26 protein-coding genes and 2 riboswitches are annotated in these 24,869 nt (G+C 41.2%); of the genes, 7 read left to right on the plus strand and 19 right to left on the minus strand.

The features are described from left to right. Window positions 1-52: 52 nt before the first annotated feature. Window positions 53-298 (plus strand): YczF family membrane protein, encoded by a 246-nt coding sequence (locus tag KHB02_RS30115; RefSeq protein WP_476739045.1) that lies wholly within the window; start codon window positions 53-55, stop codon window positions 296-298. Here the strand turns inward: KHB02_RS30115 and KHB02_RS00545 are convergent. Together KHB02_RS00545 and KHB02_RS00550 are read right to left on the minus strand one after the other, a co-directional pair. Beyond that, window positions 295-501, minus strand: a complete 207-nt coding sequence (locus KHB02_RS00545; RefSeq protein WP_241113637.1) for a hypothetical protein — start codon at window positions 499-501, stop codon at window positions 295-297. The genes KHB02_RS30115 and KHB02_RS00545 overlap by 4 nt on opposite strands. A gap of 112 nt (window positions 502-613) precedes the next feature. After that, a complete protein-coding gene (locus tag KHB02_RS00550; RefSeq protein ID WP_213140416.1) occupies window positions 614-1,831 on the minus strand; it encodes an MDR family MFS transporter in 1,218 nt (405 codons plus the stop codon). A 153-nt stretch (window positions 1,832-1,984) separates the two neighbouring features. Here KHB02_RS00550 and KHB02_RS00555 point away from each other — a divergent pair, with 153 nt between their 5' ends. Next, window positions 1,985-2,662, plus strand: a complete 678-nt coding sequence (locus KHB02_RS00555; protein ID WP_213140417.1) for a DUF421 domain-containing protein — start codon at window positions 1,985-1,987, stop codon at window positions 2,660-2,662. A gap of 44 nt (window positions 2,663-2,706) precedes the next feature. Here the strand turns inward: KHB02_RS00555 and KHB02_RS00560 are convergent, their stop codons facing one another. Next, window positions 2,707-2,973 carry a phage holin gene (locus KHB02_RS00560; protein WP_213140418.1) on the minus strand — a complete coding sequence of 89 codons (267 nt, stop codon included), beginning with the start codon at window positions 2,971-2,973 and terminating at the stop codon, window positions 2,707-2,709. A 183-nt stretch (window positions 2,974-3,156) separates the two neighbouring features. Here KHB02_RS00560 and KHB02_RS00565 point away from each other — a divergent pair, with 183 nt between their 5' ends. Beyond that, window positions 3,157-5,259 (plus strand): transglycosylase domain-containing protein, encoded by a 2,103-nt coding sequence (locus KHB02_RS00565; RefSeq protein ID WP_213140419.1) that lies wholly within the window; start codon window positions 3,157-3,159, stop codon window positions 5,257-5,259. Window positions 5,260-5,275: 16 nt separating this feature from the next. Here KHB02_RS00565 and KHB02_RS00570 read toward each other — a convergent pair whose 3' ends face one another. From KHB02_RS00570 to KHB02_RS00635, 14 genes are all read right to left on the minus strand, one after another. Further along, window positions 5,276-5,857: an ECF transporter S component gene (locus KHB02_RS00570; RefSeq protein WP_213140420.1), complete on the minus strand. Its 582-nt coding sequence runs from the start codon at window positions 5,855-5,857 to the stop codon at window positions 5,276-5,278. Beyond that, entirely contained in the window at window positions 5,857-6,525 is a 669-nt protein-coding gene (locus tag KHB02_RS00575; protein WP_213140421.1) for a DUF4430 domain-containing protein, read from the minus strand. Before KHB02_RS00575 ends, KHB02_RS00570 begins: the two co-directional genes overlap by 1 nt. A gap of 2 nt (window positions 6,526-6,527) precedes the next feature. Then, window positions 6,528-7,826: a prenyltransferase/squalene oxidase repeat-containing protein gene (locus KHB02_RS00580; RefSeq protein WP_213140422.1), complete on the minus strand. Its 1,299-nt coding sequence runs from the start codon at window positions 7,824-7,826 to the stop codon at window positions 6,528-6,530. A gap of 135 nt (window positions 7,827-7,961) precedes the next feature. After that, a riboswitch (cobalamin riboswitch) is annotated at window positions 7,962-8,154 on the minus strand. 128 nt (window positions 8,155-8,282) lie between these two features. Further along, window positions 8,283-8,750, minus strand: coding sequence for a 6,7-dimethyl-8-ribityllumazine synthase (ribH, locus tag KHB02_RS00585; RefSeq protein ID WP_213140423.1), 468 nt, complete (start codon window positions 8,748-8,750; stop codon window positions 8,283-8,285). A gap of 18 nt (window positions 8,751-8,768) precedes the next feature. Then, entirely contained in the window at window positions 8,769-9,962 is a 1,194-nt protein-coding gene (locus KHB02_RS00590) for a bifunctional 3,4-dihydroxy-2-butanone-4-phosphate synthase/GTP cyclohydrolase II (protein ID WP_213140424.1), read from the minus strand. A 37-nt stretch (window positions 9,963-9,999) separates the two neighbouring features. Next, window positions 10,000-10,659, minus strand: a complete 660-nt coding sequence (ribE, locus tag KHB02_RS00595) for a riboflavin synthase (protein ID WP_213140425.1) — start codon at window positions 10,657-10,659, stop codon at window positions 10,000-10,002. A 151-nt stretch (window positions 10,660-10,810) separates the two neighbouring features. Further along, window positions 10,811-10,958: riboswitch (FMN riboswitch) on the minus strand. A gap of 75 nt (window positions 10,959-11,033) precedes the next feature. After that, complete coding sequence (locus KHB02_RS00600) at window positions 11,034-11,501, minus strand: GyrI-like domain-containing protein (RefSeq protein ID WP_213140426.1); 468 nt, start codon at window positions 11,499-11,501, stop codon at window positions 11,034-11,036. 192 nt (window positions 11,502-11,693) lie between these two features. Then, on the minus strand, window positions 11,694-12,533 hold the full coding sequence (locus KHB02_RS00605; RefSeq protein ID WP_213141270.1) for an oxidoreductase: 840 nt from the start codon (window positions 12,531-12,533) through the stop codon (window positions 11,694-11,696). Between the two features lie 188 nt (window positions 12,534-12,721). Then, the gene (locus KHB02_RS00610; protein WP_213140427.1) at window positions 12,722-12,922 is read right to left on the minus strand and encodes a cold-shock protein; all 201 of its coding nucleotides are present in this window, start codon (window positions 12,920-12,922) and stop codon (window positions 12,722-12,724) included. Between the two features lie 112 nt (window positions 12,923-13,034). Next, window positions 13,035-13,781: a Cof-type HAD-IIB family hydrolase gene (locus KHB02_RS00615; RefSeq protein ID WP_277398127.1), complete on the minus strand. Its 747-nt coding sequence runs from the start codon at window positions 13,779-13,781 to the stop codon at window positions 13,035-13,037. Between the two features lie 177 nt (window positions 13,782-13,958). After that, complete coding sequence (locus KHB02_RS00620) at window positions 13,959-14,264, minus strand: iron-sulfur cluster assembly accessory protein (protein ID WP_213140428.1); 306 nt, start codon at window positions 14,262-14,264, stop codon at window positions 13,959-13,961. Between the two features lie 27 nt (window positions 14,265-14,291). Further along, window positions 14,292-14,960, minus strand: a complete 669-nt coding sequence (pssA, locus tag KHB02_RS00625; protein ID WP_249366408.1) for a CDP-diacylglycerol--serine O-phosphatidyltransferase — start codon at window positions 14,958-14,960, stop codon at window positions 14,292-14,294. A 218-nt stretch (window positions 14,961-15,178) separates the two neighbouring features. Beyond that, window positions 15,179-15,958, minus strand: coding sequence for a TerC family protein (locus tag KHB02_RS00630; RefSeq protein ID WP_213140429.1), 780 nt, complete (start codon window positions 15,956-15,958; stop codon window positions 15,179-15,181). A 290-nt stretch (window positions 15,959-16,248) separates the two neighbouring features. Continuing rightward, window positions 16,249-17,781, minus strand: a complete 1,533-nt coding sequence (locus KHB02_RS00635; protein WP_213140430.1) for a carboxypeptidase M32 — start codon at window positions 17,779-17,781, stop codon at window positions 16,249-16,251. Between the two features lie 248 nt (window positions 17,782-18,029). Here KHB02_RS00635 and KHB02_RS00640 point away from each other — a divergent pair, with 248 nt between their 5' ends. Genes KHB02_RS00640 through KHB02_RS00650 form a run of 3 tightly spaced genes read left to right on the plus strand, consistent with a single transcriptional unit; the run spans window position 18,030 to window position 21,699 of the window. Further along, the gene (locus KHB02_RS00640; protein WP_213140431.1) at window positions 18,030-20,375 is read left to right on the plus strand and encodes a xanthine dehydrogenase family protein molybdopterin-binding subunit; all 2,346 of its coding nucleotides are present in this window, start codon (window positions 18,030-18,032) and stop codon (window positions 20,373-20,375) included. Continuing rightward, the gene (locus KHB02_RS00645) at window positions 20,372-21,214 is read left to right on the plus strand and encodes an FAD binding domain-containing protein (RefSeq protein ID WP_213140432.1); all 843 of its coding nucleotides are present in this window, start codon (window positions 20,372-20,374) and stop codon (window positions 21,212-21,214) included. The genes KHB02_RS00640 and KHB02_RS00645 overlap by 4 nt, the downstream gene beginning before the upstream one ends. After that, window positions 21,211-21,699 (plus strand): (2Fe-2S)-binding protein, encoded by a 489-nt coding sequence (locus KHB02_RS00650; RefSeq protein WP_213140433.1) that lies wholly within the window; start codon window positions 21,211-21,213, stop codon window positions 21,697-21,699. Before KHB02_RS00645 ends, KHB02_RS00650 begins: the two co-directional genes overlap by 4 nt. Before the next feature lie 49 nt (window positions 21,700-21,748). Here KHB02_RS00650 and KHB02_RS00655 read toward each other — a convergent pair whose 3' ends face one another. After that, a complete protein-coding gene (locus KHB02_RS00655) occupies window positions 21,749-22,135 on the minus strand; it encodes a hypothetical protein (protein WP_213140434.1) in 387 nt (128 codons plus the stop codon). Between the two features lie 178 nt (window positions 22,136-22,313). On the opposite strand from KHB02_RS00655, the gene KHB02_RS00660 reads away from it, so the two are divergent. Further along, window positions 22,314-24,377 carry a peptidoglycan D,D-transpeptidase FtsI family protein gene (locus KHB02_RS00660; protein WP_213140435.1) on the plus strand — a complete coding sequence of 688 codons (2,064 nt, stop codon included), beginning with the start codon at window positions 22,314-22,316 and terminating at the stop codon, window positions 24,375-24,377. A 25-nt stretch (window positions 24,378-24,402) separates the two neighbouring features. Here KHB02_RS00660 and KHB02_RS00665 read toward each other — a convergent pair whose 3' ends face one another. Beyond that, window positions 24,403-24,858 carry a (2Fe-2S)-binding protein gene (locus KHB02_RS00665; RefSeq protein ID WP_213115979.1) on the minus strand — a complete coding sequence of 152 codons (456 nt, stop codon included), beginning with the start codon at window positions 24,856-24,858 and terminating at the stop codon, window positions 24,403-24,405. Window positions 24,859-24,869: the final 11 nt, after the last annotated feature.

The following is a 24,869-nucleotide window of genomic DNA, read 5'->3' on the forward strand; positions in this document are numbered from 1 at the left end:
TAAGCATAACTAACTGATAATAATAAAAGAATCATGATAATATTATTAGAAGGTGACCTATTTGAAAATATTACTCGCATCCGTTCTTATAACGCTAACCCTAGCAATGTTAATTATTTCAATAGATATGATAATGGGCACTAAATTTTCTGGAATTGTCACGAAAGAACTAAATCCTTTTAGGGTTATGGAACCTGCGGAAAATATAATCATCTTCTTGTTTATACTCTATTTTTTCATTAAATCGGTTGTATATTTTTTTAAGAAAAGAAAAGAAAATACAAAAAGCTCGCCTTAAAGCGAGCTTTTTTCATGATTATTTGGTTCTGTAGTTTCAGTATTTTTATGCTTCCGTCTAATCAGCATTACTAAAATGGGAAACCGATTCTTCCATATTTCTATTCTCTGAACATTTGGTCCGTAAACATATCGATTCCAAAAATAATAAGTCGTTTCCTCAATCACGAAAATCGACAAAATTACCATCACCATCCAGAACATTTACAGGACCCCTTTTTAAAAGGATTAATTAATCCTATTCAAAAAAAGTTTTTTCTTTCCTATTATTTATCAAATTTTACCTAACGGGAGATTTTTCGGCAATCAAAATCTGTTAAAATGATTCAGCTTTCACAGTCTTTGACTCCATAAACGTTTTGTTTCCTGCTGTGAAGAAAATAATGCTGGCTAGGGTTACTAACGAAATTATCAAAAACATGAACTGTCCTTGAAGGTGGCTTAGTAGATATCCACCGAGGATTGGACCGAAGAAATGACCAATCTTTCGAAACTGTCCGGCTCCGAAGTAGGTGCCGCGTAAATGTTCTGGGGCAAGTTTGTCCATCATCATGCTGTTGGCCGGGAAAATCAATATTTCACCAACCGTTAAAAGCACCATGGCAATAATTGCTGTTACCCAACCATTAATGAAGCTAAATCCGATTAATCCGGCTGTCATAAAGATAGCACCGAAAACCATTCCCTGCATCAAGCTCAGCTTCTCCGCGATATGGCTGATTGGCATTTGCAAAAACACCACCATGACAGCATTGATGGTAAGAAGCACAGAGAAAATCAGCACGCCATTCTCCAGCGAATTTTCCAGGTACTGCGGCAGGTTCGAGTCTATTTGGGAATATCCCATGTTTATCAAGATAATCCCAACTAATAAATATCTTAATGCCTTATCCGTCTTTATGATTTTAAATGCATCTGCCGCAGAAACTACTTTCTTCGCAGCAGCTTCATTTGAGATAACTAGTTTTTTCATTAGCCATAACAAGACTATGGCATACAATAGATAGGTACTGCCTGTAATGGCAAAGGAAACTTTTGCAGATGTATTGGCAAAATAGGCCCCAAGAAGCGGACCAACAGATGCCCCGATATTGATGGCTGTGTACCGTAACGAATAAACCTTCATGCGTTTCGTCTTGTCAGTTAAATCTGCCATAAGAGCTTGAGAGGTTGGTTCGAAAAAGGATGTACAAAGTCCATTAATAGCATTTAATAGAATGAACCAAATTTGCTCGTTAGCAATAGTAAAGCCGAAGTAAACAAGTGTCAGCGTAAATAAAGCAGTCAGCATGATTGGCTTACGGCCAAAACGGTCCGACAGATGCCCCCCGATAAATCCCCCCACCGTTCCCATTAACGGGCTCATCCCAACTGTAATCCCGATTACAATTGGAGAAAGCTCCAAATGTCTTGATAAATAGATAGACAAAAATGGCAGAGTCATAAAAGCGGAACCCCTGGTTAAAACGGTTCCTAATAACAAGACCCAAACGATAGGATGAAACTGTCCAATATACTGTTTTATTCTGGTCATATATGTTTCCTCGCAAATTTTCAGATACATATTAGTAAACTATTTTATTAGAAAAATGTAAAGAATTTTCTTGAAGATATTGGAATGTGTTTCATTATACGAATACTTGGCAATAAAAGAATGTAGTATGGGTTTTGATTGGAGCATTGGATTATGAAACTGGCTTACATAACAGCTGACCTGATTGTTGGCTTTATCCTTCTCGTTCTTTGGATAAAAATCATTGGTAGAAAAATTATTAAAAGGGCAACTCCCTTTACTTTTATTTCCTCCATTGTTCTAGGCGAAATAATTGGTAACGCCATCTATGATGATAAAATCAGTTTTTACTATATTATGTATTCCATGGTACTATGGGGGGCTCTTCTTATAACTGTCGAATATCTTGGACAGAAGTTTCTAGTCTTTCGCGGCATGGTCGAAGGAAAGCCCTCAGCACTGATTAGAAACGGTGTGGTGGACCGGCATGAATTGAAGAAAAACCGTATGAATATCAATCAGCTGCAAAGCCTGCTCCGGCAAAGTGAAACCTTTTCAATCCGTGAAGTCGCTTATTGCTATCTTGAGCCAAACGGGTCATTAAGTATTTTAAAAAAGACAAAATATCAAAAAACCACTCAAGAGGACTTTAATATGCCTCCCAAGCCGGTCTGTGTACCCGTAACAATTATACGGGATGGGGAGGTTTTATGGGATGAAATTACCGATTTAGGGTATGACGAAGCATGGCTGACAACTCAGCTAAATTCCCATAATATCACGGACTACAAGAATATTTTTATTGCTGAATGGCTGGAGGGGGAAGGTTTATTTGTACAAACCATTTCATAACACAGCGAAAAAGAGGCTGTCTTGCTTGACAGCCTCTTTTATGGTTAATTTGGATCTTTATAATTTAAGGCTCGGGTACTGTCGCCATACCCTTTGGTCGTCGGGTCTTGAACAATTCCAAGCAATGAAAGCAATACAAAAACAGCATTTGCCAAGGTAATTACCCAATCCTGAAGTGCATCCGAAAGCTGGAAATTAGTTATGCCCATGGAATTTAATCCGCCTAGAATCATTTGCGCGACAATAAATAGCTGCGAGATAAATGCAATCACCCAGTTCCGGTTCTTGAACCGAACTTTCCAGTTAATCATGACACCATCCCTTTCCATAAAAATGTTTTATCTTTCTACTAACATATGCTTACATTGGAATTGGTTGTCCACGATTGTCTTGGTATTAAAAGATTTCTATTCAAAGGTCTTTGTTGGTCTTTTTTAACTTGAATATTTATAATAGGAAGAAGCAAAAAATCACACGAAGGTTAGGAGATAATTATGGACAAGCTGCGCCCAATCTGGGAATTAGTCGTCCGTTTCTGGAAAAAGAAACATTTAACTCAAATTCTATTGTTGATTTGTCTAGTAGTCGTGCTTTCAACTATTTCATATTTTGGCTGGCTCGCCTCGAGAGCGAATGTACAGTCATTAAAGGAAGGCCTTAGCCAACCGACAGTTGTTTATGATAAAAATGGCAATGTTGCTTCAAATGTTGCAACAAACCGGACAAAAGGTGTCAAAATTGAAGAGCTGCCCAAATATGTTCCGAATGCAGTGGTAGCAATAGAGGACGAGCGATTTTATGAGCATAGCGGTTTCGATATTCAAGGGATCGCCCGTGCCTTCTTCGGTAACTTATTCGCCGGAAGGATTACTGGAGGAGGAAGCACCCTTACGCAGCAGCTCACCAAAAACGCGCTGCTTTCGCCAGAACGAACCTATAAACGGAAGGCTGAGGAATTATTTTTAGCGGTAAAAATTGAACAAGTTTATACTAAAGACGAAATTCTGCAAATGTATCTGAACCAAGTTTATTTCGGCAGCGGTGCCTGGGGAATTGGCAATGCCTCAAAGAAATATTTTAATAAGGATGCCAAGGACATGACCATTAGCGAGGCGGCAATGATTGCCGGTCTTCTGCATGCGCCGAATTATCTTGATCCTTATAGAAATTATAAGGGAGCAATGGACCGAAGAGATGTCGTGTTGGGTAAAATGAAAGAACTCGGGATGATAACCACAGCCCAGTACAGCCAGGCTAAAAAAGAAAAAATCCGCCTGCATGACGGTGGTGGCAGCTTCGTAGAGCGGAAATACCCTTATTATGTTGATGCTGTTTTAAACGAAGCCATTTCCCGATACGGCCTGACACAGGATGAAATTTTAACAAGAGGCTACAGAATTTATACGGAAATGGATCAAAATTTACAGGCGGGCCTAGAAAAGGTTTATGCTAATAAATCCTTGTTTCCTAGAGGGATGGGGGGAGAAACCGTCCAAAGCGGCTCTGTCTTGATGGACCCAGCATCAGGCGGTGTGCTTGCCCTCGTTGGCGGACGCGGTGAACAAGTGTTTCGCGGCTTTAACCGGGCGACGCAATTAAAGGCGCAGCCAGGTTCTTCAATCAAACCGTTGGCCGTCTATACAGCAGCTCTTGAGGAAGGTTATACTTATTCGTCTGAGCTGGTCGATGAGCCGCTTACATTTGGCAATTACAAGCCGGAAAATTTCACAAAAACATATCAGGGCAAGGTTCCTTTGTATAAGGCTTTGGAAGACTCCTTAAATGTTCCGGCCGTATGGCTGTTGGATCAGGTTGGTTTAAACAAGGGGCTTGATACCTTGAAACGTTTCGGAATTCCTGTAGAAAAAGAAGATAGAAACCTAGCAGTTGCACTTGGTGGGATGAGTAAAGGCGTTTCCCCTCTGCAGATGGCCAATGCTTACACTGTTTTTCCAAATGGCGGGAAGCGTCAGGACAGCCATTTGATTACAAAAATTGTCGGCCCAACAGATAATATTATTGCTGAGCGGGAAGCTAAAACAACCAAAGTGACCTCCAAAAAGGTGGCAAATGAAATGACCTCCATTCTTCTAAATGTGGTTGAATCTGGAACAGGTCAAAAAGCCCGCATCCCGGGAGTACAAATTGCCGGGAAAACCGGTTCAACTCAGCTTCCGTTTGCTGATATAAACGGCACGAAGGATCAGTGGATGGTCGGCTATACGCCAAATCTGGTAGGGGCCATTTGGATTGGTTTTGACCAAACGGACCGCCAGCACTACCTGCCGAGCTCAAGTTCTTCAAATGTCGTGCCTATTTTTAGAGAAATCATGAGAACATCAACAACCTCTCTTCCAAAAGAAAATTTTGATGTTGTGTCCATAAATGCTAAGCTAGCCGGGGAAACAAACCCTGCTGCAAACATACAAGACCAGGCAGAAGAAATTGGTAAAGAATTAAATGATAGTGCCAAAAAGATTGGGAACACGATAAAAGAACAAGCACCTGAATGGAAAAAGGGTTTGGAGGAAGTACTCTATAATGTTGGCGAAAAGGTCGACTCGTTGATTCAAAAACTGCAGAGTATGCAAAAATAGCACGCCGCTTGGCGTGCTATTTATCATCTGTTAACTCGATTGGGTTTTGATGAAATGTTTTTTCCTTATGCCTTTGTAAAAGCTTTAGCAGGACTGGACCAAGGGTTAAATAAAACAAAAAGTTGCCGGCCGCATGATATAAATCAAACGGGATCCCTCTTAGGTAGTAAACCCAAAAAGCAGCCGGGCCGCCAATGATGAAAACGTTTAAGGATACCATGAATCCAAAAAACAGCCCGGTAAAACCGGCGTATACCGATAAAAGCAGATGGGGAATTTTCTCATAAAACCTTCCAATTACGCCCGATACAACGGCAACTGCTCCCCATGCTATCAGCTGCATCACAACAAAAGGACCAAAGCCCAACACCAGGTTTGAACCCAAAACCGTCAGAACTGCAATAATCAGACCAAACCTTACTCCATAAATCAAGGCAGAGCAAATTATTATAACCGTTGATGGCTGGACGTTTGGAATCATCCCCATATAAATCCTGCCAACAATACTCAAGGTTGCTAAGCACGCCATCAAGGTCATGTTTCTTAACGTTAAAAGGTTCCGCACCCTGGGCCTAAATATGGAAAGAACGCTCTCCATCACTTGTCCTCCCTATAATCGACAACATAATTCCACTCTAATGTGTCGCCAGGATTAACATCCTTTACGCCGGATGAGCGGTCTCCTTTGACTCCATTTATTCTGTAGCTCCATCCGCTGTATGGCCCTTTGTCAAACTCACGCCAGCCGCCAATACCTTTTGTATATAGCGTGGCACCTGAACCAGTAGTTTCCAGCTTTATGCCGGCCTCCTGACAGACTAGTTTTAAAACATCGGCTGCTTTCGTTTGATCGTTTATTTCAACTGACCGCGGTGCAATTAAATAGCCATCAGGCGTCTTTACTGAAACAGTTACTGTGTCTTGCTTTTTTTCTTGGACCGGTGCAGATGCTGGTGCCGTACTGCCCGCTGGCTGCTGAGTTACCGTTGAAGTTTGTTTTACAGGCTGAGTAGTTATTACTTTTACGGCTGAATTCTTTCCAGCGGTATCAGATGACGTTGCTTCCGCATTGGAAACAATCCCTTCCACATTCTTTACAGTTTCCGCAGCAGTTTGCTGATCCTGCTGAACTTGTTTAACCTGAGGGGTGGTTGTTGTCGTTGTAATCGTTTTGCCCGGAGTATAGCCATATAAAGCATAGCCAATCCCGCCGATAACCAAAAGCCATGATGCAATATCACCGATGATTTTCTGCCAGCCTTTCATGGTTACACCCCCAAGAACTTTCTTCTAAGAATTAAAGCCAGTGCCCCAATAAATGCGGTAGTGCCTCCTACCTTAAGGTTATTGGAATTGATAGTACCACTTTCTTTTTCAACTTTTACCTCAACTTTGGGTTCACCAGCTGCTGTTTGAACCGCGGCAGGCTGCTGGACGACTATCACTTGCGGCTGTGAAGATGTATTTCCTGCAGCTCCAGCTGTCCCAGCATTATTGTTTGTAATGATTTCTCTAATTACCTCTTTCGTGGACTCTGAGACAGGCAATTTTGAAACGTCTGTTGTCGGCGTAACAGTCACATAATTATTGTTGTTTACTACTGTTGGTGTTGGAGCAGGTGTAGATGGTTGGGCTGGTGTTGATTCAACTGGCAGTGGTGCAGCGAAGTGAAAAAGTCTATCACCATTCTTAAATAGGTCATATGCTACTAGCGCTTGAAATGCCTGTTCAGTTGCCATTGAGTTTTCGGCTGTTTCACTTTTCAGCCATTTAAAACCATCTTCCCATGGCTGTGTCTTATATGACAGCAATGCTTTAACTGGATTAGTTGACCCCTTAACAAAATCACCTGCGGTCGGGTCAACTCCTACTGATGATAAACCAATAATTGCTTGAGAGGTAGAGTTGGCGTTATCACCACTGTAAGAATCTCCGAATTCCGCATTAGCACCTTCTGAAGTCTTTAAGAAATTTACAGCATTATCAATATCAGCCTTTACAACAGGATCTTCTTTGTGGGCAGATAACGCGGTAAGCGCCATACCTGTAGAATCAACGCTAGCCGTACCATCCCAGCCTGCCCATCCGCCTGTTGGCAGGTCAGAGGCTGTAATCTTATCAATCAGCTTCTGCTTAGTCCATAGTGCATCAGCTGGAATATTGTACACACCTGAATCTAAAGCGATTAAAGCGTAGATATAAGCTGTTGTAGAGGTTAATGTTGTATCACTATAAGCCTTCTTAATTAGGTTCTGACCTTTATAATTTTGCGGGTTTTCCCCTAGTGCACGAAGTGCTAATATAATCTTATGCAATTCAGTACCCTTCACATCTCCTGTTAAACGAACATCTAACTTATCAAGATAAGCTGTCTTATTAGATGCTGTCAGCTTACCTGCTCTACCGAGAGTTATTATATGCCAATCTGAGTCTAATACTGACGATTGAACATGCAGTGCTGTCTTGTGAATCTGGTCTGAAACATTCTCTTCGGCGTACACATTAATTGGCAGTGAAAGTGCCAGTGCACCAATTAACATGATTGATTTAATCTTGGTTAGTTTCAATTTCTTCTCTCCCTTTCTATCTTTACCCCAAAATTGGCATAAAAAAATCCTCCTATCAGTTAGGAGGAGGTGTTATATATGCTAAGTAACAAACGAGTGACGTTTCCTGCTTAACACTCTCCTATCCACGTAGGCATTTGTGTTTAAAAACAGGCAGGTTTCCTGGCTCATGGTCATTGCTTCCTATGTCTTCCCATCTATTAAGACAGTGACATCGTATAGGTTGCTCCCATTTACAGTGGCGGGACCGCGTTGGCTTTTAACCAACTTCCCTATTAAGCTAAGAGTCTTGTTTTAAGACTTTAGCACCTGTTTTTTAAAGATTATTTTTTTATGCTGTTTTTATTATAGTAAAAGTCTGGTTCATTTGTACATGTTTTTGTTTTTGCTTTCATTTTTTTACTGAATCAAACAAGCAGGGAGCAACCTTAAAAAAGGTGCCCCCTAGGCTTTCTATTATTCAAAATTTCTTGTTAGGTTTGCCATTTCGATGGCGCCAGAAGCAGCATCCCAGCCTTTGTTGCCTGCTTTTGTACCAGCCCGCTCGATTGCCTGCTCGATTGAATCTGTGGTTAATACCCCAAAAATAACCGGAATGCCAGTATCAAGCGTGATGCGGGATACTCCTTTAGCGACTTCATTACACACGAAATCAAAATGTGGTGTGGAACCGCGGATAACTGTACCTAGTGTGATAACTGCATCATATTTTTTGCTGTCAGCCATTTTTTTAGCGATTAATGGAATCTCAAATGCGCCTGGAACCCACGCGACATCCACATCAGATTCATTCACTCCATGGCGCTTTAAAGCATCCTGTGCCCCAGACAATAATTTGCTTGTAATAAATTCATTAAAACGTCCTACTACGATTCCGACTTTCAGTCCTGTACCAACTAAATTTCCTTCAAAAATATGTCCCATTTCTATTCCTCCGTATTTTTAATAATGAAGCAGATGGCCTAATTTATCATGTTTGGTTTTCAAATAGCTTTCATTTTCGGGTCTCATTTCCATTTGCAGCGGTACCCGCTCGACGACTTCCAGGTCGTAGCCCTTTAGGCCCTTAATTTTACGCGGATTATTCGTTAATAGCATCATTTTTCTGATACCAAGATCTCTTAAAATTTGTGCACCAATTCCATAATCCCTTAAATCAGGCTTAAAGCCGAGTTTTTCATTTGCCTCTACCGTATCATAGCCTTGTTCCTGAAGCTGATAGGCCTTCATTTTATTAAGGAGACCGATGCCTCTGCCTTCCTGGCGCATATACAACAGTACACCATTTCCGGCTTGTTCAATCTGCATCAGGGCGGCGTGGAGCTGCGGACCACAGTCACAGCGGTAAGACCCAAAAACATCACCCGTTAAGCATTCCGAATGAACCCTGACCAGAATTGGCTTCTCCGGGTCAATTTCACCTTTAATGAGAGCAACATGCTCTTTGTCGTCTACCATATTTGAATACCCGATTGCTTTAAAATCGCCATATTCAGTCGGCAACTTGATTTCCACTTCCCGCTTAACCAATTTATCCTTTTGATTTCGGTATTCAATTAGATCTTTGATCGTAATCATTTTCAGGCCTAGCTTATCGGCGATTTTTCTTAGCTGCGGTACCCGGGCCATCGTCCCGTCTTCATTCATGATTTCACAAATGACGCCAGCAGGCTTGGCTCCAGATAGGTTTGCAAGATCTACTGCTGCTTCTGTGTGACCTGTTCTTCTAAGGACGCCGCCTTTTTTAGCGATAAGCGGAAAAACATGGCCAGGACGTTTAAAATCGGCAGCTTTTGACTGAGGATCAATCAAATTCATGATTGTCGCAGACCGTTCAAAGGCCGAAATACCTGTTGTAGAATTTTTATGATCAATGCTGACTGTAAAAGCAGTCCCATGCGGGTCGGTATTGTTCGCTACCATCGGCATTAAATCCAGTTTTTTTGCTAATTCTTCCTCAATCGGAACACAGACAAGGCCTCTCCCATGCGTTACCATCAAATTGATAACCTCAGGAGTCGTTTTTTCGGCAAGCGCTATGAAATCTCCTTCATTTTCCCTGTCCTCATCGTCGCAAACAATGATAACCTTCCCTTGTTTCAATTCTTCGATTGCTTCTTCAATCCTGTCAAACATACCGTATCACTCCTTTGTTCAGTTTTTTCATGCAATTTTATAAAAATCCATTCGCTTCTAAAAATTGAGCCGTAATACCTGATTGGCCTTTAGGCTTCTGATTGTTCGAAAAATTATTCATAAAATGAGCGACATACTTTCCAATCATATCGCATTCCAAATTTACAATCTCACCCGGTCCTTTGTTACCGACCACAGTTTCCGACATCGTATGGGGAATTAACGATAAGGTAAACGAGTTTTCGGTTACTCCAAATACCGTTAAGCTTGTCCCATCCACTGTTATGGAGCCTTTATAAATGATGTATTTCAATATTTCCGGCTCGGTCTCAATTTCATAATAGACAGCATTTTCAAGCGCACTTTTACTTTTAATAACCCCGGTGCCATCGATATGCCCCGACACAATATGACCGCCAAACCTTCCTCCGGCCGCCATTGCTCTCTCAAGATTTACTTTTGAGCCGCGCTTTAACGAATTTAAACTAGAGGCTTTAACCGTTTCCGGCATGACGTCGACCGTAAATCGGTTTCCCGTAAAGGAGGTAACAGTTAAGCAAACCCCATTGACAGCAATACTGTCTCCAAGATGAACATCGGCGAGAATTTTTTTCGCTTCAATCGTCATCACAAATGAATTACCAGTCCGCTGTATAGCCGAAATAGTACCAATCTCTTCAATAATTCCGGTAAACATCCTTCTTTCTCCCTTCATTAGGGTTTCCAGGGATTAAAGATTCTTCTAAAAAGCAAAAAGACCCTGAGGTAAAAACCTTCAGGGCCTGTTTAAAGACAATAGAAAATTAAGGCTTAAAAAAGGCTAAATTTCGCCAATTTTAATCCTGCTTATTTCCCTTCTCCCATCCAGACTTTAACTGTCGGCTCCGGAATTTCACCAGATCCACCGTTTAACAAAATTGTTAACCGGGTCACGGACTAAGAAGCATGTGCTTCATCACCGCCGGTAAGGATTTTCACCTTGCCCCGAAGGAATTACTGTTAAATTATTTTAATATTATTATACAGAAGTGCATCTGTAAAGGAAACCGAACTGATTAATGAAAATAAACTTTATTTATACACCATTACTGGCAAATAAATTTCAAAATGAAGATCACCGCTGGCATTTTGCGCTTTGTGCTCTTCCTTATAAATCTCTAAACTTAATGCTTGATGATCTTGCTCATAGCCATATTCTTTCATCCAGGTAAATAAAAGGTTATATGTATTTTCTACCTCATCAGGTTTTCCTTTATGGGTTGTCACCACATAATTTTTACTTGGAATCGTAAAGCCAACCATTCCTTCCGGGATTTCTGTAATTTTTTCAACAGGTGCAGTGACGTAATAGGTAAACTCCGTCTCCCGGCTATGAAAAGGGGCAATAAGAAAAGGTTCCTCTGTCTTAAAGGAAATTTCCTCTAGGCGTTGTTCAAATTTTGTAAACAACTTGGGTATCTTGTTAGTTTCAGTATAACTTCCATTCCATGAAATTCCAACTACTCTCAATTCATTTTTTTCTACTACTTGGATATCCATGTTAAAACCCCCTTTTTTTCTATCTTATTTCTAATATTCTCACAATATCCTTAAATTCCTGCCAAAAAAATTCGACTTTTTCAAAAATTTATTATTTTAAAAAAATCAAAAATGCAGCCAAAATGGTGGCTGCACTTTATTTCTAAATGTTGGAATTAATTTCAAAAATATTCCACAAGAACTTCTTGAAATTTATCTCTTAGGTAGTTTGTTTAATAGAATCCTCTCCCATCGGCTCCATGGGATCAGATTTTTAATGAGGATGGCCATTTGTACACCCTTACCAATAGGAAAACGTAATGCTGGTTTTTGCATTTTGGCTATTACTGCGATTTTTTGGGCTACCTCCCGTGGATCGCCAAACTTTTCTTCTCCGGATAGAATGTAATTTTCCATACCTTCCATTAGTCGGTAGTACGGTGAGTCGGGTTGGGAGCGGGTAATTTGTTTTCCTGAAGACCAAATACTGGTCCTGTACGATCCAGGCTCTACCAGTACTACATCCACGCCAAATGGCTTCATTTCCAGGCGGAGGCATTCACTCCAGCCTTCTAGGGCGTGCTTTGATGCCACATATGGTGACATTCCTGGAAAGGCGACAACGCCGCTGATGCTGCTAAGATTAATGATTTTTCCATGACGCTGCTGTCGCATATATGGCAAGATGGCTTTGGTAACTGCCATCACACCAAAAACGTTTGTTTCAAATTGTTTGCGGTATTCCTCCATCGGGAGCTCCTCGACAAACCCGGCAGCGGCGTAGCCCGCGTTGTTGACGAGTACATCGATATGGCCTAGAGATTCCGTTAGTTTGGCGAGTTGGTTGATTGAGTCTTGCGAGGTAACGTCTAGTTGGTGGATGGTGAGTTTATCTTCGATGTTTTCTTTCTTGGCTTCTGAAAGGAGTCCGCCGCTTTTTTCAAGATTTCTCATCGTTGCTATAACATGAAAACCCGACCGAGCAAGCTCCAGAGTTGTTAAAAGGCCGAATCCGCTTGAGGATCCTGTTACAATGGCAATCGGTTCGTTTATGGTAATCTCCCCCTTTAATAAAATGTAACAAATTTTTGAGAAATTTCTACAAAATCCAGCAGGAAAGTTACCTTTTTTAAAAAAACCAACCAAAAAAGGCCGTTCGCACACCAAAACGCGAACGGCCCAATTTATTTTTACGAAAAAAACAGACCCTATAAAAGAGTCTGTTTAATTTTTAACAATTATTAAGCTTTACGGACATTAACCGCTTGCGGCCCACGCTGGCCGTTTTCGATATCAAACGTAACTTCTTGTCCTTCGTCTAAGGTTTTGAAACCCTCGATTTGAATTGCAGAGTAATGAACGAAAACGTCTTCTCCGCCATCTCTTTCGATAAATCCAAAACCTTTTTCACTGTTAAACCATTTTACCTTGCCATGTTCCATTTCTTTCGGTGCCTCCTAGCATAATCCCATAACTAAATTTTGCAAAATAATGCTTGCACATATATTTTTACCCGTATGCATTCCTCATATACCAATACCAAACAAAAAAATTTTATTTATCCAAAACCCATTTGCGAATAGCCTTCGCCACGCCATCTTCTTCATTGGAAGCTGTCACCCAGTCAGCCGTTTCCTTTACAATCTCCTGTGCATTTCCCATGGCTACGCCCATGCCAGCTTCTTTAATCATGGCCAAATCATTACGGGAGTCTCCAACAGCCATTACATTTTTCATCTCAATTCCGAGCCGCTCGCACACAAGCTTTAATCCTTGCGCTTTGTTAATACCTGAAGCGTTAACCTCTATGTTGAATGGTGTGGAATTTGATAGTTCAAATTCACCTCTAGTTTCTAGCTCTTTAATCACAATTTCGCGAACGGCATCATCATGAATATTGAAGCCAAATTTCATCCACTCGACCGAATGCAAATCCTCTGGCATTTCATTGTGCCAGTTTCGTTCCGTACTGATTGCCCAAAATGTCGCTTTGTGCTCATTGGCAAGCTTCAGCATCCATTCAATTTGTTCAGATTTTACAAGCGATCTTCTCACAAGTTCGCGTTTTTCATCCCAAATCTCACTCCCATTTACAGTCACCAAAAAGGACGAAAGATTTAGAGAATCGGCATGATTATGACTATTTAAAAAAGATCGTCCTGTACTTAGAACAACAAATACGCCCTTATCCTGGGCTTCTTTGATTGCCTCACGGTTTGCCACAGAAATTTCATGCTGATTATTTAATAAGGTCCCATCCATATCAAGGGCAATTAATTTAATATCTATATGATTATTCAATTCCTCTTGCTCCCTTCTGTTCTGCTCATTACATTAGATTACCATTTTTGAATACGTCTTTTCAAAGAAGGAGACTTTTTAATTTACATAATATTTTTATGGTAACTACAAAAAACTCCCTGCGATATTCCGCAGGGAGGGAGATGAAAATAAGAAACTGATAGTTGCTCCTGATGATTAATGATGATGGTGATGGCCGCCTCTGGATGGGTTGGTAATTACCCACTCTTCATTAGGTACTTGGAAAAATTGAATCCAAACACCATCCAACCATTCATTATCCTTTTCCAGAATAAAATCAATATCCTTATCGGATTTTACCACTTCATCCTTGTCGGTTGGTGTATCAAGCATCAGGTCATAATGGGCATGATCGCCGTGGATGTTGGAAACATAAACACGAAACAATTTACCCTCCGCTTCCTCTTGTCCAAGCATTTTTTTCAATTCCTTTGCAGCACTACGATTTACTTTTACCTTCATTTCTTCTAAGCCCTCTTTCTAAATTAATTAACGAGTATTTCGTTTTCTTTTCTCTCTAACCAGCTGGAACCAAATAAACGCGATGTATAACGGGATGGCTACATAGAGAAAGTACGGAAAACGATATTGTTCTTTTTTGAAAAATAAATAAATGGCGCAGCCTAAAAAAGCAGTGACAATAATTCCGTATTTGGGCAGGGGAACGTCCTTCAGGCTCGGGATTTTAACGGTGCTTACCATTAAGAAACAAATCACAAAAAAGGCGATAGGGAGAACAATTGATGGCATTTTGCCGTGAAACAGCGTTAACAGCGTTAACACCCCGCCCCCAGCCGTGATGGGTACACCTGTAAAATACTTTAATGAAGATTTCACCGCATTTATGTTGAAGCGGGCTAATCGATAAGCTCCGAATAATGGAAACAAACCTGAAATCGCCATGCCCACGATGCCATATGTAGAAAAGTAGGAGTAATAAGCCATCATCGCAGGCGCAACACCAAAGGTAACGATGTCAGCGAGTGAATCAAGCTCTTTCCCCAGCTCACTCTCCACACGCAGTATTCTGGCAATCCGTCCGTCCATGCTATCGAGCATCATCCCGATTAAGATCAGAATGGCCGCATTCTTATAATCACCCTGGGCCGAATACATGACCGACAAAAAGCCAAAAAATAAATTAAATAGCGTAAACAAATTTGGAATACTGTTTCTAATAATATGTATCACTCCAATTTAAACAATAAAAAGGATTAAATTAGTACCCTTTTATTCAAAATCATTCCTCTCTTAATAATATCTGTTAGGTTACGTTACTATGTCAATATTATATCATAACATATTTTAACAAAATTAATTTCAAAAACCTAGAAGAGGCTGTTTCGTAATGAAACAGCCCCCCTTTTATGATTTCATTATGATGCTTCTTTTTCTGACGTTTTTAATACTTTATCCTTTGAGAAGAGCCATCCGACTGTTGCAATTCCAACTAATACAACATAAAAACTTACCTTCCACTCGGTTGAGTGGGCAAAATCTTCATTTAATATTGCTAGTTCAGGATGGGAAAGTGTATAGACAGCCAGTTTTACCCCCACCCAGCCAACAATCGCAAACGCGGCAATCTCAAGGCCTGGGCGTCTTTCGAGAAGCTTAACAAACATATTAGCTGCAAAACGCATAATCACTAGACCAATAATTCCGCCGGCGAAGATGACCAAGAACTTTCCGCCATCTAATCCGCCTATATTCGGAAGCGACGTATTGGGAAGAACGACAGCCATGGCAACAGCTGCAAGAATAGAATCAACAGCAAAAGCAATATCCGCCAATTCCACCTTAAACACGGTGGTCCAAAATCCACTTTTTTTACTTATTTCCTTTTTCTCTTTTCCTTCAGCGTTTCTTTTCACTACTTTACGGAAAATGTGATTGCCGGCCATAAATAATAAATAAAGGGCACCAATGGCTTGAACCTGCCATACATCCACCAGGAAGGAAATGGCGAAAAGAGAAGCAAAACGGAAGATAAATGCACCAGCCAACCCGTAAAATAATGCCTTTTTTCGTTCTTCCTCTGGGAGATGTTTTACCATGATCGCCAATACCAAAGCATTATCCGCCGCTAGTAAACCTTCTAATGCCACCAAAATAATTAAAACCCAGCCGTACTCCAACAATAGAGATAAATCCACTATACAATTCCTCCTTTAAAAGGTTTTGGTTCATAAAATACCCTTTTGCCAAATAAAAAGGCCTTTACCGAATACAGTAAAGGCCTAAAAAAGCATATAAAAAGACCTTTACAGTAAAGTAAAGGTCTTGCTAACAACATCCAGGTTGCCAATAAAGCCGGAGAATAAATTCTCGGAATGACGACTTTATTGTAGCAGCTACTCCCCTTTAAAAAGGAAATATTCTATTACTTATACTATATTAAACTTTTAAAAAGATGTCAATGTAAGTTTCTAAGAATGCAAATATTTTACAGTTCATAAACTGCGGAGTATTTTTTCTCGAGGTATTGCACCAGGTAGTCAGCATTCAATTCTTCACCTGTTACCTTGACAATTAATTCATTCGGTGTATAAAGCTTCCCATATTGATGAATATTTTCCTTTAACCAGTCCTGAATCGCATCAAACCTGCCATTTTCAATAAGCTGATGAAATTCCGGCAAATCCTTTTGAATTTTCCTTAGAATTTGCGCCGAATAGAGGTTTCCTAACGAATAAGATGGGAAATAACCAATGCCGCCAAACGACCAGTGAACATCCTGCAACACTCCCACCGTATCAGAAGTCGGAGTAATTCCTAGGTAATCCTCGATCTTTTGATTCCAAATGCTTGGCAAATCCTTTGCTTCGATTTCACCAGCGATTAGGGCCTTTTCGATTTCATAGCGGACCATAATATGCAAATTATAGGTCAGTTCATCTGCTTCAACTCGGATGAACGATGGCTCAACTGTGTTAACCGCTCGATAAAACTCATCGACAGACACATTTGCAAGCTGCCCTGGGAATGTTTCCTTAAGCTTGGGATAAAAATAATTCCAAAATTCCTTGCTGCGGCCGACCATGTTTTCTAAAAATCTTGATTGAGATTCATGAATCCCAAACGAGGCACCGCTTTGAAGGACAGATTCCTCATATTCCGGATTAATATGCTGTTCGTAAATGCCATGACCCGCTTCGTGGATCGTGCCAAATAAGGCAGAGCGCACATTTTGTTTTAAATAACGCGTCGTCAAGCGGACATCCCCAATATTCACTGTTTGAGCAAACGGGTGAACAGTCTCATCCAATCTTCCAGCCTCCATATCAAAACCAATGATTGGCAGGATATAGCGATTAAATTGTTTCTGCTTTTCAACTTCAAAAGCCTGGTTGAAAATTTCCGACCTTGTTCCTTTACCATTCTTTTGAATCCGATTCAATAACCGTACACTGGATTCTCTTAGCTTTGCAAATAGCGGATCCAGTATTTTTACGGTTAAACCAGGTTCAAATTCATCTAGCAAAGCATCATATGGATGGTCCTCATAGCCATAGATTTCAGCGAACTTTCGCTTGTACTCTACAATCTTTTCCAGATACGGAAGGAAACGCCCAAAATCGTTATTTGCTCTTGCCTCCTCCCAGGCATCATTTGCCTGTCCTGTCAGCACCGAATAGTCCTGGAACATGTCAGCGGGAATGCTTTTGGATTTTTCATAAAAAGTCTTATATTCTCTTACCTTCGCTTTTGTTGCTTCATCTAAAACTGCAGAATTCGCAGAAAGTGTTAAAGTAGTAAGCAGTTCACCCATTTCCGGCGAAACCGATAATTTAAAGACCTCTGTCCTTAATGTGCCGGCTGCCTTTGCAAAAACGTGTCTCCCTTTTTTCGGTGCCATCACCTTCTGATCCCAGTCAGCCAAACCGATAATACTTGAGTAATGCGTTATTTTTTCATCTAATGCCTTAAATTTCTCCAATGCCTGTTGTAATTTCGGCTCCAATACCTTCTGTTCCATATTAGCCCCCTCCTGTTCTATTTTCCAATTGATGAAAAAACTGTTAGTTCATCCCCATTTATTATAAAGGAAAACTGGTCATTATGGAAAAAATTTGAAAGCCTTTTCAAAATGATTTTTATTTCTTTTCTCCCTCATTTTTATGTCTGTATAAATTTTACAAATGGGCGGAAAATACAAACATTGTTCAAAAGATTTCCGAATTTATTAATGGAATTTTATTTCCTTACTCCAAGGAGGGCAATAATATGCAGGAAAACATTTGGATGTCGGTCGGAAAGCCTGAGCATCGAATAGATGCTTTGGAAAAGGCTTCAGGCAACATCAAATACCTGGCCGATTATTCCGCGCCCGGACTTGCCCATGCGAAATTAGTTACAAGTACTCATGCCCATGCCAAAATTAACGCAGTAGATGTTACAGAAGCCTGGAAGGTATCTGGAGTTCGAGCGATTGTGACCGGCGACATGTTCCCATTTCATATTGGCCCGATACTCGCAGATCGCCCACCGCTTGCTTATGAAAAAGTACGCTATTATGGCGAACCTATCGCCATTGTAGTGGCTGATCATGAATATCAGGCAAAAAAAGCGGCAGGCCTTGTTAAGGTCGACTATGAACCACTGCCGATTGTTAATTCCGTTAAGGAAGCATTTCAGAGCGGCGCACCCCTAATCCATGAAAATTCAGGACAGTATATGAAAATTATCAGTAATGTTTATCCTGTTCAAGGAACAAATATCGGAAGCCATATCAAAATCCGCAAAGGTGATTTCATTACCGCTTGGGAAAACTGTGAAGTGAAAATAAAAGAAACCTATTCTTTTAACCTTTCAGACCATGCCGCTCTAGAACCACGCTGTACAAGAGTGGAAATTAGCCCAAACGGGAAGGTTATTGTCCATTCCACCACCCAGTCGCCCTATACGATAAAAAAGGTGTTAAATCAGTTTTTTAATATTGAGGTGGGTAATGTTGTCGTTCACGTCCCAATGCTTGGCGGTGCTTTTGGCGGTAAAGGAACCGTTCAATTAGAACCGCTTGCTTATCTGGCCTCAAAGGCGGTAGGCGGGAAAATGGTTAAACTTGAGTATGACCGGGAAGAAGATTTAATAACAGCCCCCTGCCATATTGGCTTAGAGGCTACGATTTCTCTTGGAGCTGATAAAGACGGCAGACTTATTGCAGGGCAATATAACTTTTTAATTGATTCAGGTGCCTATACTGATCAGGCTGCCGGGATTACTAGAGCCATGGCTCTTGATTGTACAGGTCCATACAACATACCAAACGTTTGGTGTGACTCCTATTGTATGTATACAAACCATCCTTTTGCGACATCCTTCAGAGGTTACGCACATCCAGAGCTGACTTTTGCTGTGGAGCGGACGATGGACCAGCTTGCCAAAAATTTAAATATCGATCCGATTGAGCTACGAAAAAGAAATATCATCAAGCCGGGCGATACGAGCCCTACACAGACTGTCATTACTGCGAGTAATATTGGCGATGCGGAAAAATGTATGGAAAGGGCGAAGGAACTCATTCAATGGGATCAAGGTCAGCGGCTTGAAACCAACAATGGCAAGGTGGTAACAAAGGGCATCAGTACCTTTTGGAAAACTTCGACAACCGCAACAAATGCGCAGTCAGGTGCCATCCTGACTTTTGAATCGGATGGCAGCGTTAATTTAAATTGTGCTGCGATTGAATTGGGACAGGGCACTAAAACAATCCTGGCACAAATGGCAGCGGAACGTTTAAAGATGGAACTAAATAAAGTCCACGTTACAATGGAGGTCAATACCCAAAATGATCCGCATCAGTGGCGAACAGTTGCTAGCAGTACCACATTTTTAGCAGGCCGGGCAGTTATAGCAGCTTGTGATGATGCTATTTCACAGCTCAAAAAAACAGCTTCAATCGCAATGGAATGTTCTGCCGAGGATTTAGAAGTCGGCGGCGGCCGGGTATATTTAAAACCAAACCCGGAATATGGCATAAAAATCGAAGATATTGCCCTTGGATATAAATATCCCAATGGCCATGCAGTTGAAGGACAAGTAGTCGGGCACGGGAGATATGTCCAAAGACATCTAACCCCGATGGATAAGGAAACAGGCTTCGGAAAGCCCGGCCCCTGGTGGTCAGTTGGAGCCCAGGCAGTTGAAGTGGAATGGGATTCCAAAGACTGTACGTACAAAATTTTAAAAGCAGTAACAGTGCTCGACGGCGGCAGAATCATTAACCCCGCAACGGCCACACAGCAAATGCGGGGCGGCATGTATTTAGGACTTAGTTTTGCCAGTCATGAAGCGTTTATTTTTGACGAAAAGGGAATAGTCCAAAATCCGCAATTACGAACCTATCAAATCATGAGGTTTGGCGATCAGCCAGTAGAATACCTTGTTGATTTCGTGGAAACACCTGCAATTGATGGCCCATTTGGGGCAAGGGGAATTGGCGAATATGGAGTAATTGGCATGGCTGGTGCCTTGGCAAATGCGCTTTCTTCTGCTGCAGAAGTGGATTTAAACCATTTGCCGTTAATCCCCGAACTGATCTGGAGGACCCGGGAGGAAAAGCTTAAATGATCCCATTTGAATTTGAATATTATAAGCCTGCTTCCATTCAAGAAGCTGTTCAGACCTTTAAATCCCTCCAGAATCAGGGAAAAACCGTTATATATTATAATGGGGGCACAGAATTCATTACTTTTTCCAGGATCAATAAGATGACAGCAGAAGCAGTTATTGACCTAAAAGGAATTCCGGATTGCAATGTAATAGAATTCCAGGGAGAGGAACTTGTCATCGGCTCTTCCCTCTCATTAAACAAAATTTCGGAAACAGACCTATATCCTTTGCTAAGTCAAACAATAAAACGGGTAGCTGACCATACTTCACGTAATAAAATTACACTTGGTGGAAATCTGAACAGCCGGCTTATCTATCGGGAATGCCTTTTACCCCTTTTAGTAGCGGATGCAAAGATAAAAATAGCTGGTGATGAGGGTGAGACAACCCTGCCGCTAAACGATATTTTCGATAAGGAAATAAAGCTAAATCCTCCAAGTCAATTCATCGTCCAGATACTGATTAACAAAACAAATGTCAATCTCCCATTTGTCAGCCTGAAAAAAACGAAAATTTCTAAAATAGGCTATCCAATTGTTTCGCTCGCGGCTGTTGAAAAGGACAAGCAGATCCTGGCGGCACTCAGCGGAGTTTGTGAATTCCCGTTCCGATCAAGCGAAATGGAGGCTGCTTTAAATGATACCTCCCTTTCAATTGATGAACGAATTGATAAAGCGCTCTCCCGTTTGCCTGCGCAGATTATCGAAGATATTCAAGCCTCAGCCGCATACCGTCAATTTGTACTAAAAAATACCCTTAGGGAAATGCTGGATAATTTGGAGGCTGCAAAGGCATGAACACAAATGGTACGGAAAAAACAATCGTAAAATTACATGTAAACGGTGATTCAAAAGATGTTATGGTTCGGTCCGCAGATACCTTGCTGGAAACACTGAGGGAAGAGCTTGGCTTAACCGGTGCTAAGCGTGCCTGTCAAAATGGGGACTGTGGGGCCTGCACGGTTTTAATTAATGGTGAACCACAGCACGCCTGCCTATCTCTAACGGTAGAAACAGTCAATCAACCGGTTACTACTATAGAAGCGCTGATGAATTCGCCGATTCAAAAGATATTTGTCGAAAAATGGGCCATTCAATGTGGATTTTGTACACCTGGCTTTATTTTAAACTGCCACGCCCTATCAGCTAAACATCCAGATGCAGATGATACAACCATCGAGGAATGGATGCAATCCAATCTCTGCCGTTGCACAGGATACCAGGAAATCCGCGATGCGGTCAAAACAGTACTGCAGAATAACAAAAATGATTTTGCCTCTTAAAAAATAAAACCCAGCTTAATGTGATCCATAAGCTGGGTTTTACTATCATTCATCCTTTTTTGAAGCTGTTATTGGTAGTATTCAGCGATTCAATCAAACTTAGGGTTTGCGAGGCCTGTTCAATCTGCTGCTGAACCTGCTCCAATTGCTGCTGCTGAGCTGTAGCAGCCTGGGTTACAGCTGTACCCTGCATCAAATCAAGCTGTTGGACGGCCTGCTGAAGCTTTTGTTGTGCTTGCTGCATGCTTTGTGGATTTGCCATTGAAACATTTTGCTGAATGGTTTGCGAAGCTTCCTGCATAGTTTGCAATGCCTGTTTCTTTTGTGCCTGAAATTGCTGCTCCATGGCAGGCTGGTTTTCCTGCAGCTGCTGAGTCGCTTGCTGCATTTTCTGCAGTTGATCCATTTGGGATTGCCTTTGCTGCTGTTTTTTCACAACCACTGCACCCTTTCTTAATAGTTGTCTATACGTAGTTTTCTAAATTTAACATGATAATATCCAAATGGATCATTTCACATTATGAAAATAATTTACCAATATATTCGTTATGCGCCTTTTTACAATAAGGCATAATAATTTTAACAATTCGTAGGAAAAAGGAAGTGAAAGCTAATTGGAGAAGGAAAAAAAGAAAAAATCCCACTTTCCCTTTCGTTTAAATTTCCTTTTTTTCAGTGTGTTTTTATTATTTTCCATCCTCATCCTAAGGCTTGGCTTTGTTCAGATTGTCTATGGAGAAAATTTCAAGAGGGATTTGGAACGAAAAGAAGGAATTACAGTAAGTAACCCTGTCCCAAGAGGGAAAATGCTTGACCGCAATTACCGAGTTATCGTGGATAATATCCCTAAGAGTGCCATTACCTTCAGCAACGAAGGATTTACGCTAACAGAAATGCTTGAAACAGCTGAGAAATTAGGAAAACTAATCGATAAAAATACAGATAAGCTAACTGACAAAAATAAAAAGGATTATTGGATTATAAAAAATCCAAAGCAAGCCGATGCGAAAATCACCAGAGAAGAAAAGGAATTGTTTGCTGCAAAAAAATTAACGGATCAGGATTTATATAAATTAAAACTGGAACGTATAACTGATGCGGACATGAATCTATCCAAAGAGGAACTAGAGGCAGCAGCCATATTCCGAGAATTTACAAGCGGGTATAAATTCACTTCACAGCTTGTAAAAAATGAAAATGTCAGTGATGGGGAATACGCAGTTGTCAGCGAAAATCTCGAGTCCCTTCCTGGCGTAGATACGACCACCGATTGGGAACGGTCCTACCCTTTTGATTACACACTGAGGTCTGTCCTTGGCAAGGTGACCAATTCGGATGAAGGACTCCCGGCCGATCAATTGGATTATTTTTTAGCAAGAGGATACAGCCGCAATGACCGGGTTGGCAAAAGCCAACTGGAACTGCAGTATGAGGAAGTATTAAGGGGATATAAAACAAAAGTTAAAAATGTAACCGATAAAGCCGGAAGGGTCATTGAATCGCGTCCTGTTTCAGACGGCCAAAAAGGGAAAGACCTTGTCTTAACCATTGACATGGACCTGCAAAAAGCGATTGACCAGATTATTGAAGAAGAACTCTGGGCTGCCAAAAAGATGCCAGGTACTGCCTTAACAGACAGGGCTTATGTTGTTTTAATGAATCCCTTTACAGGCGAAATATTGGCCATGTCCGGAAAAAAAATCGTCAAGGATTCCTCCGGGAGAAAAGCAATGGAGGATGATGCTCTTGGCACGTTTACAACTACATATAATGTCGGTTCTACGGTGAAAGGGGCAACTGTCTTAACCGGATATAAAACGGGAGCGATTACACCGGGAACAGTATTTGATGATGCCGGAATTAAAATTAAAGACACTCCGCTTAAAAAGTCTTATGCCTATTTAGGAAGATTAAATGAAATTCAGGCGTTAAAAAAGTCCTCGAACGTATATATGTTTCATACAGCGTTAAGAATTGGAAACGCGCATTATGAATACGATCAACCATTAAATCTAAAAAATCTGCAAGCGTTTGAAACCATCAGAAATTCCTTCGCTTCATTTGGCCTTGGGACAAGAACGGGTATTGATTTGCCAAATGAGCAAACTGGATTTAAAGGAATGAGCAGGCTTCCAGGGTATTTGCTCGATCTGGTCATCGGGCAGTATGATACCTATTCAGCTATGCAGCTTGCCCAATATGTTTCGACCATCGCCAATGGCGGCTATCGGATGCAGCCACATGTCGTGAAGGAAATCCGCAGGCCTGCTTCGGGAACGGAGGAGCTGGGTTCCGTGGCACAGGAAATTTCTCCTGTCGTTTTAAATACAATTGATGCCAAAAAGGAGTGGCTGAACCGAGTACAGACGGGCTTTCGCAAAGTCATGCAGGAACCGGGCGGTACGGCTTTTAAATTTTTCGAAGGTGCTGCATATGCACCTGCCGGAAAAACCGGTACTGCGGAAGCCTTTTATGATGGGCCATTAAGAAGCCGCTTTGGAGAGATTCCTCCATCAGTTATGAATCTAAGTCTTGTCAGCTACGCTCCAAGTACTAATCCTGAGGTGGCGATGGCTGTTTTAGTTCCATGGGCGTTTCAAGGAGATGAAGATAACAAGGCTAATTTAAAAATTGGCCGAAGGGTTTTGGATACCTACTTTCAATTGAAAAAGCAATAAGGATAAAGGGTGCTTAAGCACCCTCTTATTTTTTCTCCAATACACTTTTTACTGCCTTCTCAATTTCAGCATAACCGGTGCACCGACAAATATTTGATTCAAGCCATTCCTTGATCGTATCATCTCCCGCATCTGGATGCTGTTTAATCAGTGCATGGCAGTTCATGATAAAGCCTGGTGTACAATATCCGCATTGAAAGGCGAAATTTTCTACAAAGGCTTTTTGAATAGGTGTATCCTTTAACCCTTCAATTGTCGTTACCTCTTTTCCAATCGCCTCAACGGCCAGCATCAAGCATGATTTCATCGGCCAGCCATCCACATTTACCGAACATGCCCCGCAATCACCATTTAAACAGCCTGGTTTAGCGCCTGTCAGCCCGAGTCTTCCGCGCAGTACAAATAAAAGGGTGTCCGCAAATCTGGCGGTCACCATCCGCTTATCTCCATTAACATTCAATGGAAAAGTGTGCAGGCTCATTAAAAGCTCCC

The sequence above is a fragment of the Neobacillus citreus genome, assembly GCF_018343545.2.
GTDB lineage: Bacteria > Bacillota > Bacilli > Bacillales > Cytobacillaceae > Neobacillus > Neobacillus citreus.